Genomic DNA, 16667 nt, shown 5'->3' with positions numbered 1-16667 from the left:
CGCGCGCGTCGGCATGGCCTTTGCGTGCGTGCCGGACTGGCCAAGGCCCTTGGGGGTTCGGGAGAACGGTTCGGGGGAGGCTGCCGTCCGCCATGGGGCATCGATTCCACGGGCTGGCGGTCGTCGCGTTGGTGGACCAGAGGAGTGGCGTGGCCCCATAGGCTGAGCCCTCATCCGCACTGTCTGGGGGAGTAATGACAAGCAGGTTCACCGAGTTGGTAGTCGACTGCCACGACCCGGAGCGGCTCGCGGCCTTCTGGTGCGCGGTTCTGGGCTTCAAGGTGATCGACCGGAGCGAGGACAAGGTCGAGATCGGTTCCTGGGAGCCGACCGTCGAGGAGGTTCGGGCCCGTCAGATGCCGCCCACCCTGCTCTTTATCCGGGTGCCCGAGGGCAAGAGCGTGAAGAACCGGCTCCACCTGGACGTCAGCCCGATCGACGGCAGTACCGACGACGAGGTGGCCAGGCTGCTGGACCTTGGCGCCGCCAAGGTGGACGTGGGCCAGAACCCTGGCCTGAGCTGGGTGGTCATGGCCGACCCTGAGGGCAACGAGTTCGACGTCCTGCGCACCCTGGCACCGTCCAACTAGAGGTTCACGCCCATGGGTTGGCGGGCGTAGGCGGTCGGTGAGCGCGGGACGGGCTGATTCCCCCGCGTACCAAGCCATGCGCGGCCAGTTGGTGCTCGATGTCGCGGCCGAAGGAGTTCTTGTCGCCGATCAGGGTCTGTCCCGGCCGGGTGACAAGGAGTTGCGGTTCGGCATCGAGCAGGTCCAGCAGCGTCTCGCGCTCGTCGGTTGTCGCTCCGGTGAGGGGCGAAGGCGACGGGGAGTCCGTGGAGCGTGCACATCAGGTGCCGGGGCAAGGCCCAAAAGAATCCGCCGTGGCTGGCGCAGCAGCCGTACTCGGCCCATGCTCCCTCACCTCATGCGCGCAGCCGATCCGTTGGAATCGACACCTAGTGGTGGTGCGGTGGGTGCGGGGGCGTAGGTGGGGTGGGGATGCTGGACAGCGCCGGGGGGCTCTCCGGCCAGAGCAGGAGGATGGGGCAGGGGGCGTGGTCGATGACGAAGCGGCTGTGCGGGCTGAGGCTTTTCGGGCCCAGGCGGCTACGGTCACCGTCCCGGGCCACGATCAGGAGGTGTGCGTCCTCGGCTGCGGCGACGACCTCGCGCTCGATGCGGCCGGTGCGCGCGACGCGGGTACAGGGCCGGCCGAGCCGGTCGGCCGCCTGCCGCAGCAGGTGCTGCGAGGCTTCGGCGGCCAGCTCTTCCACCCGGGTGCCTGGATCCCGCTCCGGGCGGCCGCGGCCCAGCAGGCCGGCGAACGCGCCGTGCGCGATGGCCGGTAGCTCCTCGTCGCTCACGTGCAGCAGCACGATCTCCGCCCCGTCGGCCGCCTGGGTGCGGGCGGCGTCCACACAGGCGGGCCAGGTGCCCTCGACGATCCACACCACGACGGTCATACCAGTCATCCTCCGGCCTCTTGTTCCGGCGTCCGGCAGGTTCCGGCGGGCGCAGTGGTCTCCACCGGGTCGGTGCCGGGGCGGCAGGGGCAGTGTCGTGCCGAGCAGGTGAGCCCGGCTTCACCTCAGTGTCGTGCCCGCGCACGGTCCGCCGCCACAGCAGCGCCGCCACCGCACCGGCGCTGGTGAGGTCCGGTGCGATCGGTGCCTGGTGTTGCCTCTCGATCACCGGTCGGAACCAGCAGTCCGTGTCCTTCAGGATGCGCGCGAACGTCGCGGGGCTGTCGCGTTCGCTCGCCAGGGGCTCGACCTCGGGCTCGGGCTCGACTTCGGGCTCGGGCTCGGGCTCGGCCTCAGGAAAGGCGAACCCTGATTACGCGGCGCCCGCATCGCCGAGGAGTCTGCCCACCAGCAGTTCCGGGTAGCCGGAGGCCGGCGGGTCGATGCCGAAGATCGCCCGCAGGTAGAGCGGTGCGATGAGCTGGTCGAGGATCTCCTCCAGGGGCGGCGGGATCTCACCGCGGGCTGCGGCTCGCTCGCGGATGCGCTCGATGGAGTGGATCCGCCGCTGGAAATGCTGTGCGCGCTCCGCCCGAGTGGGGGTGCCGCTCGGCATGGACAGGGCGACGGCGCGTACGAGAAGGCGGCCTTCGGGCGTACGGATGCTCTCCACCCCCGCCTTCACCCAGGCGGTGAGGTCTCCGCGCAGGGTGCCGGTGTCGTGCAGCGGCCAGTCCCGTTCGAGGCGGGTGGTGACCACATCGGCCAGGAGAGCCTCGCGACTGCCCCAACGCCGGTAAATGCTGGTGTGGTTGACCCCGGCCCGTTGCGCGATGGCGGGGATGGTGAGGTCCGCGCCCTCGGAGAGCGACAGCAGGTCGATGACCGCCTGATGGACGGCTGCGCGGACCTGCTCGGAACTCTTGCGGACCCGTGGGGTCGGTTGTTGCGAAGTCACTCCCACATCGTAAGCACAGATGTTTGCTTGGCGGCGCTCATGGGTCTAGGGTGATCTCCGTAAGCACAGATCTGTGCTTACGGAATGAGGGAGTGACATGAAGCAGCTGCTGTTCCCGAACAACACCCAGTTCTGGTACGAGACCCTGCGCTCGATGAGCCACATCGCCTACGGCGGCGCCGACTTCGGTGAAGTGGTCTCCACCAGCGAGCGCATCGTCGAGGGCGACTACGACAGTTGGCACAGGGAGTGGCTGGCCACCGCCGACCGGGTGTCCGCGGAAGCGCTGAAGGCTCTGGACGCCGGCCACACGGTCAGCGCCCGGGACGGATTCCTGCGGGCCTCGAACTACTACCGCTCGGCGGAGTTCTTCCTGCACGGCCACCCCTGTGACCCGCGCCACGACCATGCCTACGACCGCTCCGTGGCCTGTTTCCGCTCGGCGGCGGCGCTGTACACCCCGGTCATCGAACCGGTCGAGATTCCGTACGAGGACACCACTCTGCCCGGCTACCTCTACCGGGCCGACACCACAGGGGAGCCGCGGCCGACCCTGATCATGCACAACGGTTTCGACGGCACCGCGGAGGAGATGCACTTCTTCGGGGCGCTGGCCGGCGTCGAGCGCGGATACACCGTGCTGGTCTTCGACGGCCCCGGGCAACCCGGGCCGCGCCACCACCAGGACCTGGTCTTCCGCCCCGACTGGGAGAACGTCATCACCCCGGTGATCGACTTCGCGGAGACCCTCCCCGAGGTCGACAACAGCCGCATCGCACTCCTCGGCATCAGCATGGGCGGCGTACTCGCCCCCAGGGCCGCGGCCTTCGAGCACCGCCTGGCCGCACTGATAGCCGTCGACGGCGTCTACGACCTCGGCCAGGTATCCGTCCGCAACATTCCCGGCGACCGCGAGGCAGCCGAACGCCTCCTGCGCGCGGACTCCGCCCCCGAACTCGACGCCGCGATGGAGCGGATCATGGCCACCGACGCGACGGCGCGGTGGGCGATCAACCACGGCATGTACGTCATGGGTGTCGACACTCCCCGCGCCTTCAACGCCTCGTACCTCGACTACACCCTCGCCGACGGTATCGCCGAAAAGATCCAGTGCCCCACCCTCGTCTGCGACGCCGCCGAGGACGAGTTCTTCAAGGGTCAGCCGGAGCAGCTCTACGACCACCTGACCTGTCCCAAGACCCTGATGGTGTTCACCGCCGAGGAAGGCGGCGGCGCCCACTGCCACCCTGGCGCCATGCGCCTGTCCCAAGCCCGCCTCTACGACTGGCTCGACGACACCCTCGCAGGCACGGGCACGGGCACGGGCACCGGCACCGGGGCCTGAGGCCCTCACCCACCAAGCACCGCCGCGCATCCCGCGCTTCCGAAGCCACCTGGAGGACACACCCATGACCCGCACGGGCATCAAGGCCGCACTCACCGACCTGCTCTTCAATGGGGACATCACCCTGACCGAGGCCGCCGAGCGCCACTTCACCCCCGACTACCGCCAGCGCACCGACGGCGAGTGGGCCGACCGGGCCGACTTCCTCGACCACATCGCCCACCTGCGTACGCTCGTGGTCGACGGTGAGGTCGAAGTGCACGAGGAGCTCTACGACGGCGACAAGTACGCCGACCGGCACACCTGCCACATCACGAAGAAGGACGGCTCGACCGTGAGCATGGAGGTCTACGTGTTCGCCGACCTCTCCCACGACGGCCGCTTCCAGCGCATCGAGGAGACCACCCTGATGCTCAAGGGCTCCGACGCCGACCGCGACCTGGGCAGCGCCCGCTGACCACGCCCCACGCGGCGAGGACACGCGCCCTCACTTTCGCACCACTCCTGCGAGCACCCGCGCGATCCAGAAGCCGGCACCGGCCGTGTCAGTGCCCCGGTCTAGGTTCGTCGCGTGACTGAGCCTTCCTACCTCGCCGCGGTCCGGGAGTCGTACGACACCGTGGCCGACGACTACGCCGCCCTCGTCAAATCCCCGTCTGAATTGGACCCGTTGTCACGTTCGATGCTGACCGCGTTCGCTGAACTTGTTCGAGCGTCCGACCAAGGTCCGGTCGCGGACGTGGGCTGCGGGCCCGGCAGGGTGACCGCGTACCTGGCCGGACTCGGAGTGACCTCCTTCGGCGTCGACGTGTCTCCGAAGATGGTCGAACTGGCTCGAAAAGCCTATCCAGACCTGCAGTTCACCGTGGGCTCCATGACCGCGCTGGAGATCGAGGACGGCGTGCTCGGCGGCATCCTGGCCTTCTACTCCATCCATCACACGCCTCCGGAGCTGCTGCCGGTCGTGTTCGCCGAGTTCCATCGCACCTTGGCGCCGGGCGGGCACCTTCTCCTCGTCGGCCACGTGGGTGCGGTTGAGTGCCGCCGTCCGACACATGCCTACGGCGGCCACCCCGTGTCCTACGAGTCCTGGCGCCGGCCGGCGGATCAGCTGGCCGGGCTGCTGGATGAGGCCGGGTTCACCGTCGCCGCCCAACTGGTGCAGGAGCGCGATGAAAACCTGAAGTGGAAGTTCGCCGGCTTCCTGGCAGACAAGCCAGTCGCCAGGACGGCCAGCCTCACTTCCTGACTCTCTGAGATGCTGATGAGAGCCCCTGGCGTCCGGGCTGTCCATCGCGCGAGTCGGGCACGGCCGGGCCGTTCCGACGTGCCGTGAGGAACGCTTCTGTGCCGGGACCCGCCTGCATGAGCTCCGCGACTCCGCGGGGATGCATCTCCGCGGAGTCGACGGGTGCGGACGTACTGCTTGTCAGGCGAGGATTTCGGCGGTGGCCGTCAGGACCGCGCGGCCGAGGATGTGGCCGGTCATGGTGAAGCCGAGGACGGCCGGGGTGGCATCGGCGGCAACACCTATGCGTGCGACGTCGAGAGCGTGCACCACGACGACATAGCGGTGCGGGCCGTGCCCGGCCGGCGGCGCGGCGCCGATGAAGCGAGCTGCACGGGCGTCGTTGGGCAGTTGGAAGGCGCCCTCGGGCAGCCCCGAACCGCTGTCGTCACCGGCGCCCTCGGGCAACTCGGTGACGGTGGCGGGGATGTCGGCGACGGCCCAGTGCCAGAAGCCGGAGCCGGTGGGGGCATCGGGGTCGTACACGGTCACGGCGTAGCTCCTGGTGCCCTCCGGGGCACCGCTCCAGGACAGCTGCGGGGAGACGTCCTTCCCGCCGGGGACGCCGAAGAGGCCGGAGAACTGCTCGGGCGGCCAGGCCGCGCCGTCGGTGACGGTGGTGCTGGTGACAGTGAAGGCGGCCGCCTCGGGGAGGCGTGCGAAGGGGTCGTTGGCGCTCATCGTGTCGTTCCTTTCGGACCGGGCTGTGGGTGTGGCGGTGCGGCAGGCGGGGGCCCGGCGGCATCGCGTGGGCCCGCGTCGCCCGGCGGCGACCGCCAGATCGACGATACAGCAGATAATCGATTATTGGGGTGACCGTCTATTGTGGAGGCATGACTCAGTCGGTCCACACCTCGGCCTCGTCGGGAAAGCAGATGCTCTCCGAGCAGGTGTACGCACACCTGCGGGACGCGATCATGCGGGGGGCCTACGCCCCCGGTGACGCCCTCAAGCCGCAGGACCTCGCCAGGGAACAGGGCGTGAGCCTCGCCGTCGTGCGCGAGGCGCTGGTGCGTGTGGTCGGTGAGGGCCTCGCCGACCGGCTTCCCAATCGCGGCTTCGCCGTCCCGGCCTTCTCCGACCGCCGCTGGCAGGAGATCAGTGAGGCGCGCCGGGCCATCGAACCGGTGGTGCTGCGCATGTCCGTAGAGCGCGGCGACATCGACTGGGAGGCCCGCGTACGCGCCGCTCATCACCGTCTGGCTCGCACCCCGGCGTACGAGCCGGGGGAAGGCGAGTACTACAGTGGCGCGTGGGCCGAAGCCCACCGCGTCTTCCACCGCACCCTGCTGGAGGGCTGTGGCAACCCCGTGCTGCTCGAGACCTTCGACCGGATGTGGAGTGCGAGCGAACTTGCTCGGCGCTGGTCGGCGCACCGCGTTCCCGACCGGGACCACGTGGCCGAGCACCGGAGCCTGGAGGAGGCCGCTCTGGCCCGCGAAGCCGACACCGCGGCCGAAGTACTGGCCGAGCACCTCACCCTGACCGCGGCCGGACTGACCGACTGCGCATCCGAGGAACCGGCAGGGAAGAGCTGACACAGCTCGCGGGATCGGGCCGGACGGACGGGACCTGATCCCCGGCGCCGCAGCCACTTTGACGACTCCGACGCGTCAGCTCTTCTCCCGACCGCCGTCGGCGGCGACTTCACGCTCCTTGACCTTGCGCCCGGCCGTACGCCCAGCCCTACGCCCGGCCAGACATCAGCCGCTGCCGGCCCCGACCGACAGGCCACGCGGCGCCGTTGCCTCGCTCACCACACCCACGCCATGGACGGCGGCCAGGCTCTCGATGCCTCCGGTCGCGATCCCTCGATGCCTCCGGTCACGATCCGCCGTCGCAGGCCGTGCGGCGCACGTGGATTCAGACGTTCTCGCCCGCAGCTCCTGCCGCGCACATGGGCTCAGACATTCTCGCCCTCGGACCGGACCGTCCTCATCCGCGGTTGCCGGCCGAGGAGTTCGGCCAGGCCCTGGCGTGTCGTGGCCAGGACGACCCGATCCTCGGGGCGCAGGACGTAGCCGGGGTGCAGATCCCACACCAGTCCGCCAGGGCGGCTGCCGTCGTCGTGGGCCGGCGTGGCGGACAGGTCGGGCAGGCGGTCGCCCGGCGCGGCGGTGTCCAGGGCGAGTACGCGCCAGGCCCCGGCCCGGAACGACTCGGCGATCGTGCGCCCTTCCAGCTGCGGGTGTCCGCCGACGTTCAGGGCGGCGAAGAGCAGCACGCGGCGTTCGACCGGGATGGCGCCGAGGATCTGCCGGCCCATCATCGCCCCGGCGAAGGCGGGGGCGGCAAGGGTGGAGACGCTGCGGCTGCGGGTGAGGGCCCGTGGGTGCGCGGCGCGCAGGGTGCGGTAGACGGCGGCCGCGAAGTCGTCGTCGTACAGGCGCAACCCCACCCTCAGATCGGGCTTGACCGAGCGCGCGTACAGCACGGCTTCGAGGTTCGTGGTGTCGCTGCTGGTGAGGGCCAGGAGGGAGTGCGCGCGGTGGACGGCGGCGGCTTCCAGGACGCCCTCCTGGGTGACGTCGCCGATGACGGTGGGCACGTGCAGGCGGCGGGCGAGCGGGACGCCGCGGGCCTCGGGGTTCTCCTCCAGGCACACCACCGGAATGCCGAGTTCCCTCAGCCGGGCCAGCACCCGGGTGCCCACCTTGCCGAGGCCGAGCAGGACGACATGACCGGACAGGCCGCGGGGCGGGCGGCGCAGGGCAGAGGCCGTACGGAAGGTGTCGAAGGCTTCCAGGGCGGCCGCGAACAGCACCGGCAGCAGCAGCAAGCCCGCGAGGCCCGCGAGGAGTTGGAGGATCTGGCGGGACGTGGGCTCGTCGACTGCCGGGTCGTTGATGGCGAACAGGTCGAGCAGGGTGAGGTATCCGGCGTGCAGCGGGTGGGAGTCGGTGGTCAGCCAGGTGGCGGCGGCCAGGCCCAGGAGGGCGGCCATGAGTCCGGCGATCGACCAGCACAGCCGGCGGGAGAAGAGGGAGGCCAGTGGTACTCCGCGCCCGGCGAGAGGGCCCGGTGGGGGAGTGGAAGCGCTGTGGGCGAGGGCCTCCAGGACCACCGTGCCGCGCCCTGTCGCCGCGGCCACGGTGTCGGCGTCCGGCAGCAGCGTCGGTGCTTCCCGGCCGCTGGCGTCCGAACCCTCAGCGCCCGCCGGGTCGTTGGTGGTGGACGACAGCAGAGCGAGCGTGCACAGCCCAGGGTCGGCGACCTCGCCGTGGCCCGGCGGGGTGCGCTCGGCGGCGCGCAGCAGCAGCCCGTCGGCCTGTACGACTTTGCTGGTGCCGGCGATGGCGGTGGCCGCGAGCGCTGGTGCCGCCGTGTCCGCGTCCGACAGGACCGTCGTGGAGGTGTCCAGGACCGCCGGGTCCAGCCCGGGGACGGCGAGGGCGGCGGCCTGGTCGAGGAGGTCCTCCAGGTGCTGACCGAGCCTCCGGTTGTAGAGCCGGATGACCAGGCGCAGCCGGGGGTTGAGGCGGCGGGCGGCCAGCGCCGTGTGGATGTTGGTCTCGTCGTCGTCATACACCAGCGCCAGCGCGGCGGCCTCGCGTACCCCGGCCTCGGCCAGGGCGGTCTCGTCGGGCAGGGGCGTCTCGATCACCCGCGGGGTCCCGGGCCCCGCGGCGGTGCGGGCCAGCGCCGCCTGCAGCCGGCCGAGCAGCGCCGACGCGCGGGGCACCGTCCCGCCGCCCGGTTCGATGCGTCCCGCCGACGGCACGACGAGGACGACGTGCTCGCCGTACACCGTGGTGAGTTCGGCGGCCAGCCGTTCGGCGAGGGCGTCGTCGCCACACACGATCATGTGTCCCGGCTGGGGGACCGATCGTGGCGGCTGGGGAATCACGGCCATGCGGTCCACAACCTCCGCTTCGGGCAGGACGAAGCGCCGCGGCCGGCCGTGCCGTCCCGCTCGGCGCTCGGAAGAGATCGGGCGGGGGGCGGGCTGCTCAACGGGCGGGAGGTGTACGCGGCGTCGCGGATCGCGGGGTGCTGGATCACGCCCCGGGGCGGCGGTGTACGGAGCGCTGGACACCTGGCCGTGGAAGTCACCGGACCGGTTTCCCTCAGCGTGGGCACGCGGCCTGGGCCTGTTCCCGCCGAGGAACCGACCGCGTCCGCCTCGCGCGGCCGTCGGTGTGCCATGCCCCGTTCCCGTTCCTCGTTCCGTTCGCCCTGTCCGGATGGCGGCCACGCCCCCCACCGCCACGGGCTCGACAGCCGCACCCCGCAGGAGAGGCCGATACCGCTCGGACCTGCGCGGGCCCGCCCCACGCTAGCGAAGATCGTCTCGCCGCGGTAGCGCGTGGCCGATCGACCGGCAGAGTCGGAGCGCGCCGTGCGAGGCGCCCCGTGACGCCACCCTCGCGTTCCTGCAGGCTCCGCGACCGGCTTGAGCGCGACGGGGCCGAGTCATGGAGAGACGTTGGTTGACGGGCCAACGATTCTCGCATCGGTCCCCATCGGTTCACCTGGATGTCGTTTTCGCTACCTAATTTTTCCCAGCAACCCCCCACGTCGCGGTAAACCTGTCGCCCGGCCAGGTCATCCGCATCAATTCACAGCAAGCATTTGGCAAATGCCCAGGAGTGCCATGACGAGGGTCGAGAACAGACGGACACGCATGCGCGGAGGGGAGTTGGACCACTGCCTGCGCGCGTGCGCCACGCACAGCGGCAAACTGGTCGGCAGCGTCGACAAGCGCCGCGTCGAACTGGCGGAACAGCTGCGCAAGCTGCTCGTCGTATGGGGCACGACCGTCGGCACCGCCCCTGCCCCGGCCGCCGGTGCCGCCGTGCTGCTCAAGCGCGCCGTCAAAGGGGCGGCGGCCCCCGCCTCCCCGATCGTCCCGGAGCTGCTCGACGCCCTGCTCGCCGTCGGCAACAAGGCACTGGAGTGCGGCTACGACGACGAGCTGAACCTTGCCCTGGTCATCAGCGACACCGTCCTTGCCCAGCGCAGGAACTCCCGCGCCGGCTGGCGGTTGCGCGCCCGCCTCCTGGAGGCCCTCGGCGACGAGGCGGAGGCGCTGGAGGCGTACGAGAAGTACCTCGAACTCACCCACGACGACGGCTTCGGCACCAAGGCCCGCATCGCCGGCCTGCGCGTCGCCGGTGAGAAGGAGCGCGAGCTGCTCGCGGTGCTCCGCCGTCAGGTTCCGCGCGGCGAGGAGTTCATCCGCCGTCCCGCCACCGACGTTTGGGCCGAGGGACTGGCCGCGCACGCCGTCGGTGACTGGGCCGCGGCCGAGCCCCGCCTCGTGGGAGCGCTCCTCAGGCTGGCCGACCAGCACGCCCCGGCCGCCGACCGGCAGGAACTGCTCAGCCAGTACCTGGACCTGCGCACCACCGTCCCGGGTGTCGACCTTCCCGCTCTCACCGAGGTCCTGGCCCTCTACGCGGAGCAGCGTCGTGCCCGGATGCGCGGACCGGTCGCCGACCCGACGATCGGTGGCGTGCAGTGGATCAGCCTGGGTGAGTTCCGTAACCAGATCACCGGCAAGTCCATCTGCCTGATCGCCAACTCCGGCCGTGTCGGGGCGAGTTCCCTGGGGGACGAGATCGACTCGTACGACCTGGTCGTGCGTTTCAACTCGTACAGGATCGATCCGCGGCACACCGGCCGCCGCACCGACGTCCACGCCACGATCCACAAGCACGGCTTCAACTGGGAGCAGCAGGTCACGACCCGCCTCGTCTTCGGCGGGATCTCCGGCGACTGGAAGTACTCCCTGCGCAACCGCCTGGTGCCCGGTGCCCAGACCTTCCTCGGCGACGAATCGCTGCGCTGGCCGGTGCGCAACATCGGCAGACTCGACTCCGACGTCTGGTCGGGCATCCCGACCACCGGGTTCAACATGCTGTGGCTGCTGGACTTCCTGGACGTCAGCCCGAAACTCGACCTGATCGGCTTCGACTTCTACCAGAGCGGTGCCTATCGCGTGCCCGAGGCCATGAAGCTGGCCATCACTCCCGTGCACGAATACACCAGCGAGAAGGAATGGGTCATGGAACGGGCCCAGAGCGTGACCGACATGAGGATATCCCTGCGATGACCATGACCTCCCTGACGCCGGATGCCTCCCAGGACTCGGCGATCGACGCGCGCGCCCTGACCGGCAAGCGGCGGGTCGCCTTCGCGAGCTTCGTCGACGAGAACTACCTGCCCGGCTTCCTCGCCCTGCTGCGCAGCCTCGCCCTGTCCAACCCGGAGGTGTGCGAGGACTTCGTCGTCCTCCACGACGACCTGCGCCCCGGCTCGATCGCCCGGATCCGGGCCCTGCACCCGCGGATCGTGCTCAGGCGCGTCGACGCCGAGCGCTACGACGCCTACAAGAAGGGCGACCAGGACAACTACCTGGTCCGCAAGGCCTACTTCATCCTCGACGTGTTCAGGATCCGCGGATACGACACGGTCATCACCCTCGACACGGACATGGTGGTTCTGGGTGATCTGAGCGAACTGCTGAGCCTGCGCGAGGGGTTGGCGGCCGTCCCGCAGTTCTTCTACGGACAGCACAAGCTGAACTCCGGGCTGCTCGTCATTCAGCGCGAGTACCTCAGCGACGAGTTCTGTGACCGGCTCGACAGGTGCGGCCGCGCGGGCGACTACGAGCTGGACAAGCACGACCAGGGCATCCTCAACGCCGTTCTGGACGGCGACTTCGTCCGCCTCGACGCGCGCTACAACTTCGTCAAGCGGCGTCTTTCGGGCGACCTGCCGGTGCCCGAGGACACGGCGATCCTGCACTTCACCGGCCGGCACAAGCCGTGGCAGGGCGGCGAGGCGGGCTACAGCCTGGCGGAGCAGCGCTGGCGGGAGTTCGAGCTGCCCGACGCCGAGTTCCACGCCGCCTACCTGGCGCGCGAGGGCGCTCTCCACCACGACCTGCTCGTCCACTACGGCACCCCGCACGTCGCCCGCACCGGCGATGTGGAGGTCGCCCGCAAGGTCGCCGCCGCGCACATCGCGGCCGGCGACTATCAGGACGCCGTCGACCTCCTGAGCAGCGTGCACATCCCGGTCGACGAGGCCTGGCCGCACGAGGTCCTTGGCCACGCCCTGATGAGCGTCTCACGCTACGAGGAGGCCAGGGCCCAGCTGCTGCTGGCCACGGCCGCCCCCAACCGGGCCGCCACGGCCTACGCCCGCCTCGCCCAGATCTCCTGGGTGCACGGCGACAACGCACAGGCACTGCAGCACGCCACGGCCGGCCTGTCCGTCGACCCGACCCACCGCCCCAGCCGTCTGTGGGCGCAGCGTGCGGCGGCCGTGCCGGGCCAGGAGCAGGGTGCCCCCGAGGACCAACTGGCCCACGTCGCCTTCTACATGGACCGCCAGGGCAATGCCGGAGACAAACTCCTTCCGCAGAGCGTCCGTTCGGCCTTCGGGCCGGACACCACATCCCGGCGCTGGCACTCCGTCCACGCCCACCGTCTGTTCGACGAGGCCGCCCTGCGACGGGTCAACCACCGTCGGGGCCTGGTCATCGGCGGCGGCGGCCTGTTCATCCCGGACACCATGCCGAACGGCAACAGCGCGTGGCAGTGGAACGTCCCGGACGAACTGCTCCGGCGCGTCGACGTGCCGATCGCCGTCTTCGCCGTCGGCTTCAACGCCTTCGACGGCCAGTCCTACCGTGCGGGGCGCTTCCGGGAGTCGCTGCGGCTGCTGGTCGAGCAGTCCTCCTTCTTCGGCCTGCGCAACCACGGGTCCATCGAGAAGGTGCGGGCCATGCTTCCGGCCCGGCTGCACGACAAGATCCGCTTCCAGCCCTGCCCCACCACGGTCACCCGGCAGCTGGTGCCCGGCCGGCAGGACCCGGCGGGCCGCGACGACACCATCCTGATCAACGCCGCATACGACCGCGCGGGCCTGCGCTTCGGCCATGACTACGGCTATTTCCTGGCCCAAATGGCCACAGCCGTCAAGGACTTGGGCGACCTCGGGGACGTCCGATGCGTGGCGCACTCGCTCGACGACGAGAAGATCGCCTTCGATCTGCGCCGGGAACACGGCATCTCGATGCCCGTCATCCCGATGTACGACTTCGAGAACGAGGAGATCCTCGACGTCTACGCCCGCACCAAGCTGGTGATCGGCATGCGCGGCCACGCGGGCATGATCCCGTTCGGCGTCGGCACGCCGATCATCAGCCTCATCTCGCACCCCAAGATGGCGTACTTCCTCAACGACATCGAGCGCCCCGAGTGGGGTGTCTCCGTCCACGACCGCCACCTCGCCGCCCGCCTGGTGGAGCGCTCGCGTGACCTGCTCGCCGATCACGCGAAGACCGTGGCCGACGTGCACGGTCGCCAGCAGGAGCTGTGGAAGGTCACCGAGGCGAACGCCGCCGATCTGCGGGTCCTCCTGGGCGACTGAGGAGGACCGCCCGAACCGACCGGCGCTCCCCGACGCCGGAACGGGCCCCTCGCCTTCGTCCGAAGCGTCGACCACGGTCGGTGCGCCCGGGACCGTCCGCGGGGAGCCGGTGGAAGGGGAGTCGGGCACGCGGAAGGGAGTCGGGCACGTGCAAGGGTTCGCGGCCGGCGTGGTCGGTCGCGAACCCGGAGCCGGACGAGCCGTCCGGGAAAACACGCCTGCAGGCCCGGCGGCAGGCGTGGCACGGATGGCGCGTAACGGTTCTCGGCCGTCAGAGAGGGGGCTGGGACGGGAGGGAGCCGGGAGTCACTCGATCGGCCCTGGCCGCGTCCGCGAGGGCGGCGGCCGCGGCCTCCGCGGCCTGAGCCGTGTCACTGGCCGCTCCGGCGGCAGTGTCGTCGGCCGGCTTCTCGCGGGTGGCCGGCGACTGCGGCAGCACCTCGGTGAAGGCACGGGAGACGCCCTGGAGCGCCGCGGTCACCTCGCTGGGAATCATCCAGAAGGTACTTCCCGAGCCCTGCGCGAGTTGAGGCAGTGTCTGGAGGTACTGCCAGGCGAGCAGCTTGGGGTCGGGGTCGTTGCGATGCACGGCCTGGAACACCTCGTCGATGGCCCGGGACTGTCCCTCGGCCTGGAGGATCGCGGCCGTGCGGTTGCCCTCCGCGCGCAGCACGGCGGCCTGCTTGTCGCCTTCCGCCGTGAGGATCTGCGACTGGCGCTGCCCCTCGGCGGTGAGGATCGCGGCCCGCTTGTCCCGCTCGGCCCGCATCTGCTTCTGCATCGCGTCCTTGATGGTCTGCGGAGGATCGATGGCCTTGATCTCCACACGGTTGACCCTCAGTCCCCACTTGCCGGTGGCCTCGTCCAGCACGCCCCGCAGTTGGCTGTTGATCGTGTCCCGTGAGGTGAGGGTCTTCTCCAGGTCCATGGATCCCACGACATTGCGCAGGGTCGTGACGGTGAGCTGCTCGACCGCCTGAAGGAAACTGGCGATCTCGTAGAAGGCCGCTCGTGGATCGGTGACCTGGAAATACAGGACGGTGTCGATCTCGACGACCAGGTTGTCCTCGGTGATGACCGGCTGCGGCTTGAAGGAGACGACCTGTTCCCGCAGGTCGATCAGCGGATGAACGCGGTCGATGTAGGGGATGACGAGGTTGAGTCCGGGATTGAGGGTCCGGTGGTAGCGGCCGAGTCGCTCGACATTACGAGCCCGTGCCTGGGGGACGATACGGACGGCCCGCACCACGGTGAAAATCGCGAACAGCGCGAGGATCAGGCCGGCAATCAAGAACGCCGATGTTTCCATGGTTTCAGTCCCTGGGGTAGACGATCGCTGTGGCGCCGCTGATCTCTATGACGTCGACGGTCTTTCCGGCAGGGATCACCAGCGTCTCGTCGTAGGCGCGGGCCGTCCATTCTTCGCCGTCGATACGGACCCTGCCGCCCTGGCCCGTCACCTCCGAGACGACGTGGGCGGCCTTCCCGACGAGCGCGTCCACGCCGAATCGTGCCGTTTGGGGCTGGAGCACGTGGCGCAGCGCGATCGGGCGCACGAACAGCACCGTGACCGTGGAGACCGTGGCGAACACCAGGAACTGGAGAGGCACCGGCAGTCCGACCGCGGCGGATCCCGCCGTGACCAGGGCGGCCACACTCAGCAGTCCGAGCGCGGCAGTCAGCGTGAAGATCTCCGCGACCGCCAACACGGCTGCGATCATCAACCAGATCAGCCACAGGTCCATTGCGTGCCTCTTTTGACCGGTGCGGGTGCTCAAGGGCGTGACTCCCACCAGTGAACCGCGACTTGGGGCCACCGCGACACCCATGGGCGGGAAAGCCCCACCGGCTCAGCGAAGTGGGCCGGTCCGGCGCGCCCGCAACGACTCATAGCGCTCTTTGCCCCTACTTTACCCACGAAAGGGAGATCACTATCCTCACCGCGGGGGGTAATCCGGAGTCGATCTTCTACCGCCGGAGGCTCCCGTGAACGCCCGAAGGCGCCTGCGGCGAGACGCCTCACCAGCCCGGCGCTCCGAAAAGCCTTTGCCTGCGAGCCCTCCGGCCCGTTAGGTTCTGCCGGCCGTCCGCGTCGTGCCGGACCGGCGCTTCGAGGAGGAGGTGTGGAGCACATGCGCAGGAGTGCCCAGCAGGTGAGCCCGTGCACCGACCGCCGCCACCTCCTCACGACGGAGACACCTTGTCACTCCGCATCACCGAACTGACCGACCCCGCCGAAGGGGCCCACAGCCGACGCCTTGCATGGCTGGCGTCCGATGCCGACTCCATCCCGGTCGGAACCGCGTTCCTGCGGCTGTTCAGCGATCCCGGACAGGAACACCTGGCCGAGCTGACCCTCCACGTCCACCCCGCTCAGCGCCGCAACGGCGTCGGCTCCCGACTCCTCGACGCGGCCGCGGCCACCGCACGGAGCGACGCCCGACGCTGCGTCCTCGCAGAGTGCGCGGCCGGATCACCCGGCGACCACTTCCTCGCGGCGCGCGGATTCCGCAAGGTCCTCACCCTGCGGTACACCCGTCTGCGGCTGGCCGACGCGGACACCACCGCCCTCACCGAGATCACCGGGCGTCCCCATCCCGGCTACCGGCTGGTGTCGTGGCGGGGAACCGTCCCGGACGAACTCGCCGGGACGTTCGCCGCCTCACGGCGCGCCATGGACGACATGCCCATGGACGACGCCGACCACGGCACCGTGACCTGGGACGTGGACCGTGTCAGGGCGGTGGCGAAAGCCGTCGAAGACCGCGGCGACCAACTGCACACGGTCGCCGCCGTCGACGCCTCCGACGGCACGATCGCAGGGTTCACCGAACTCGTCGTCCCGGGCAGCGGCACAGGGGATGCCCAGCACTACGGCACCGGCGTACTGCCCGAGCACCGCGGACGCGACCTCGGCCGGTGGATGAAGGCCGAGTCGATCCGGCAGGCCCGTGAGCTCCACCCGGAGCTCGACAGCCTCCTGACCGACACCGCCGACAGCAACACGCACATGAGGCGGATCAACGACAGCCTCGGCTACGCACCCACGCACACCACATACCAGTACCAGCTCGACCTCTAGGAGGTGAACGAACGGGCCGGACGTGGGCACCACCCCGTCCGGCCCGTTCGAGGCCAGATCCGGAACCCGGGTGTTCCCGTGAGCGCCGGCCCACCCGATCCGGGTGATCGGTCACCTGGCGTCGCGGGAGGCGCTCTTGAACGCCGC

At 70.1% G+C, this 16667-nt stretch carries 14 protein-coding genes; 8 read left to right on the top strand and 6 right to left on the bottom strand.

What is annotated here, in order from left to right; all coding sequences use genetic code 11:
- Window positions 1–194 precede the first annotated feature (194 nt).
- A complete protein-coding gene (locus ACIRPX_RS35465) occupies window positions 195–590 on the top strand; it encodes a VOC family protein (RefSeq protein WP_404203022.1) in 396 nt (131 codons plus the stop codon).
- A gap of 368 nt (window positions 591–958) precedes the next feature.
- Here the strand turns inward: ACIRPX_RS35465 and ACIRPX_RS35460 are convergent, their stop codons facing one another.
- Together ACIRPX_RS35460 and ACIRPX_RS35455 are read right to left on the bottom strand one after the other, a co-directional pair.
- A complete protein-coding gene (locus ACIRPX_RS35460; protein ID WP_404203019.1) occupies window positions 959–1465 on the bottom strand; it encodes a universal stress protein in 507 nt (168 codons plus the stop codon).
- A 373-nt stretch (window positions 1466–1838) separates the two neighbouring features.
- Window positions 1839–2423, bottom strand: coding sequence for a TetR/AcrR family transcriptional regulator (locus ACIRPX_RS35455; RefSeq protein WP_404203016.1), 585 nt, complete (start codon window positions 2421–2423; stop codon window positions 1839–1841).
- Window positions 2424–2520: 97 nt separating this feature from the next.
- On the opposite strand from ACIRPX_RS35455, the gene ACIRPX_RS35450 reads away from it, so the two are divergent.
- The 3 genes from ACIRPX_RS35450 to ACIRPX_RS35440 all read left to right on the top strand — a co-directional run bounded on the left by ACIRPX_RS35450 (window position 2521) and on the right by ACIRPX_RS35440 (window position 5017).
- Window positions 2521–3768 carry an alpha/beta hydrolase family protein gene (locus tag ACIRPX_RS35450; RefSeq protein WP_404203014.1) on the top strand — a complete coding sequence of 416 codons (1248 nt, stop codon included), beginning with the start codon at window positions 2521–2523 and terminating at the stop codon, window positions 3766–3768.
- A gap of 64 nt (window positions 3769–3832) precedes the next feature.
- Entirely contained in the window at window positions 3833–4225 is a 393-nt protein-coding gene (locus ACIRPX_RS35445) for a nuclear transport factor 2 family protein (RefSeq protein ID WP_404203012.1), read from the top strand.
- A gap of 114 nt (window positions 4226–4339) precedes the next feature.
- Entirely contained in the window at window positions 4340–5017 is a 678-nt protein-coding gene (locus ACIRPX_RS35440) for a class I SAM-dependent methyltransferase (protein WP_404203009.1), read from the top strand.
- A gap of 180 nt (window positions 5018–5197) precedes the next feature.
- Here ACIRPX_RS35440 and ACIRPX_RS35435 read toward each other — a convergent pair whose 3' ends face one another.
- Window positions 5198–5737, bottom strand: a complete 540-nt coding sequence (locus ACIRPX_RS35435; protein ID WP_404203007.1) for a YbhB/YbcL family Raf kinase inhibitor-like protein — start codon at window positions 5735–5737, stop codon at window positions 5198–5200.
- A gap of 152 nt (window positions 5738–5889) precedes the next feature.
- On the opposite strand from ACIRPX_RS35435, the gene ACIRPX_RS35430 reads away from it, so the two are divergent.
- Complete coding sequence (locus ACIRPX_RS35430; RefSeq protein WP_404203005.1) at window positions 5890–6594, top strand: GntR family transcriptional regulator; 705 nt, start codon at window positions 5890–5892, stop codon at window positions 6592–6594.
- A 365-nt stretch (window positions 6595–6959) separates the two neighbouring features.
- Here ACIRPX_RS35430 and ACIRPX_RS35425 read toward each other — a convergent pair whose 3' ends face one another.
- Window positions 6960–8861: an NAD-binding protein gene (locus ACIRPX_RS35425; protein WP_404203003.1), complete on the bottom strand. Its 1902-nt coding sequence runs from the start codon at window positions 8859–8861 to the stop codon at window positions 6960–6962.
- A 789-nt stretch (window positions 8862–9650) separates the two neighbouring features.
- Between ACIRPX_RS35425 and ACIRPX_RS35420 the strand changes: the two genes are divergently transcribed.
- Together ACIRPX_RS35420 and ACIRPX_RS35415 are read left to right on the top strand one after the other, a co-directional pair.
- Complete coding sequence (locus ACIRPX_RS35420; RefSeq protein ID WP_404203001.1) at window positions 9651–11111, top strand: glycosyltransferase family 29 protein; 1461 nt, start codon at window positions 9651–9653, stop codon at window positions 11109–11111.
- Window positions 11108–13438 carry a glycosyltransferase gene (locus ACIRPX_RS35415; protein ID WP_404202999.1) on the top strand — a complete coding sequence of 777 codons (2331 nt, stop codon included), beginning with the start codon at window positions 11108–11110 and terminating at the stop codon, window positions 13436–13438. The genes ACIRPX_RS35420 and ACIRPX_RS35415 overlap by 4 nt, the downstream gene beginning before the upstream one ends.
- Before the next feature lie 271 nt (window positions 13439–13709).
- Here the strand turns inward: ACIRPX_RS35415 and ACIRPX_RS35410 are convergent, their stop codons facing one another.
- Both ACIRPX_RS35410 and ACIRPX_RS35405 read right to left on the bottom strand, forming a co-directional pair.
- Complete coding sequence (locus ACIRPX_RS35410; RefSeq protein WP_404202997.1) at window positions 13710–14747, bottom strand: SPFH domain-containing protein; 1038 nt, start codon at window positions 14745–14747, stop codon at window positions 13710–13712.
- Window positions 14748–14751: 4 nt separating this feature from the next.
- On the bottom strand, window positions 14752–15183 hold the full coding sequence (locus tag ACIRPX_RS35405) for an NfeD family protein (RefSeq protein ID WP_404202995.1): 432 nt from the start codon (window positions 15181–15183) through the stop codon (window positions 14752–14754).
- Between the two features lie 455 nt (window positions 15184–15638).
- Here ACIRPX_RS35405 and ACIRPX_RS35400 point away from each other — a divergent pair, with 455 nt between their 5' ends.
- Window positions 15639–16520 carry a GNAT family N-acetyltransferase gene (locus tag ACIRPX_RS35400; RefSeq protein WP_404202993.1) on the top strand — a complete coding sequence of 294 codons (882 nt, stop codon included), beginning with the start codon at window positions 15639–15641 and terminating at the stop codon, window positions 16518–16520.
- Window positions 16521–16667 lie beyond the last annotated feature (147 nt).

It is taken from the genome of Streptomyces sp. NPDC101225 (genome assembly GCF_044767585.1).
Lineage (GTDB): Bacteria > Actinomycetota > Actinomycetes > Streptomycetales > Streptomycetaceae > Streptomyces.
This window is presented reverse-complemented; position numbering and strand designations above follow the sequence as displayed.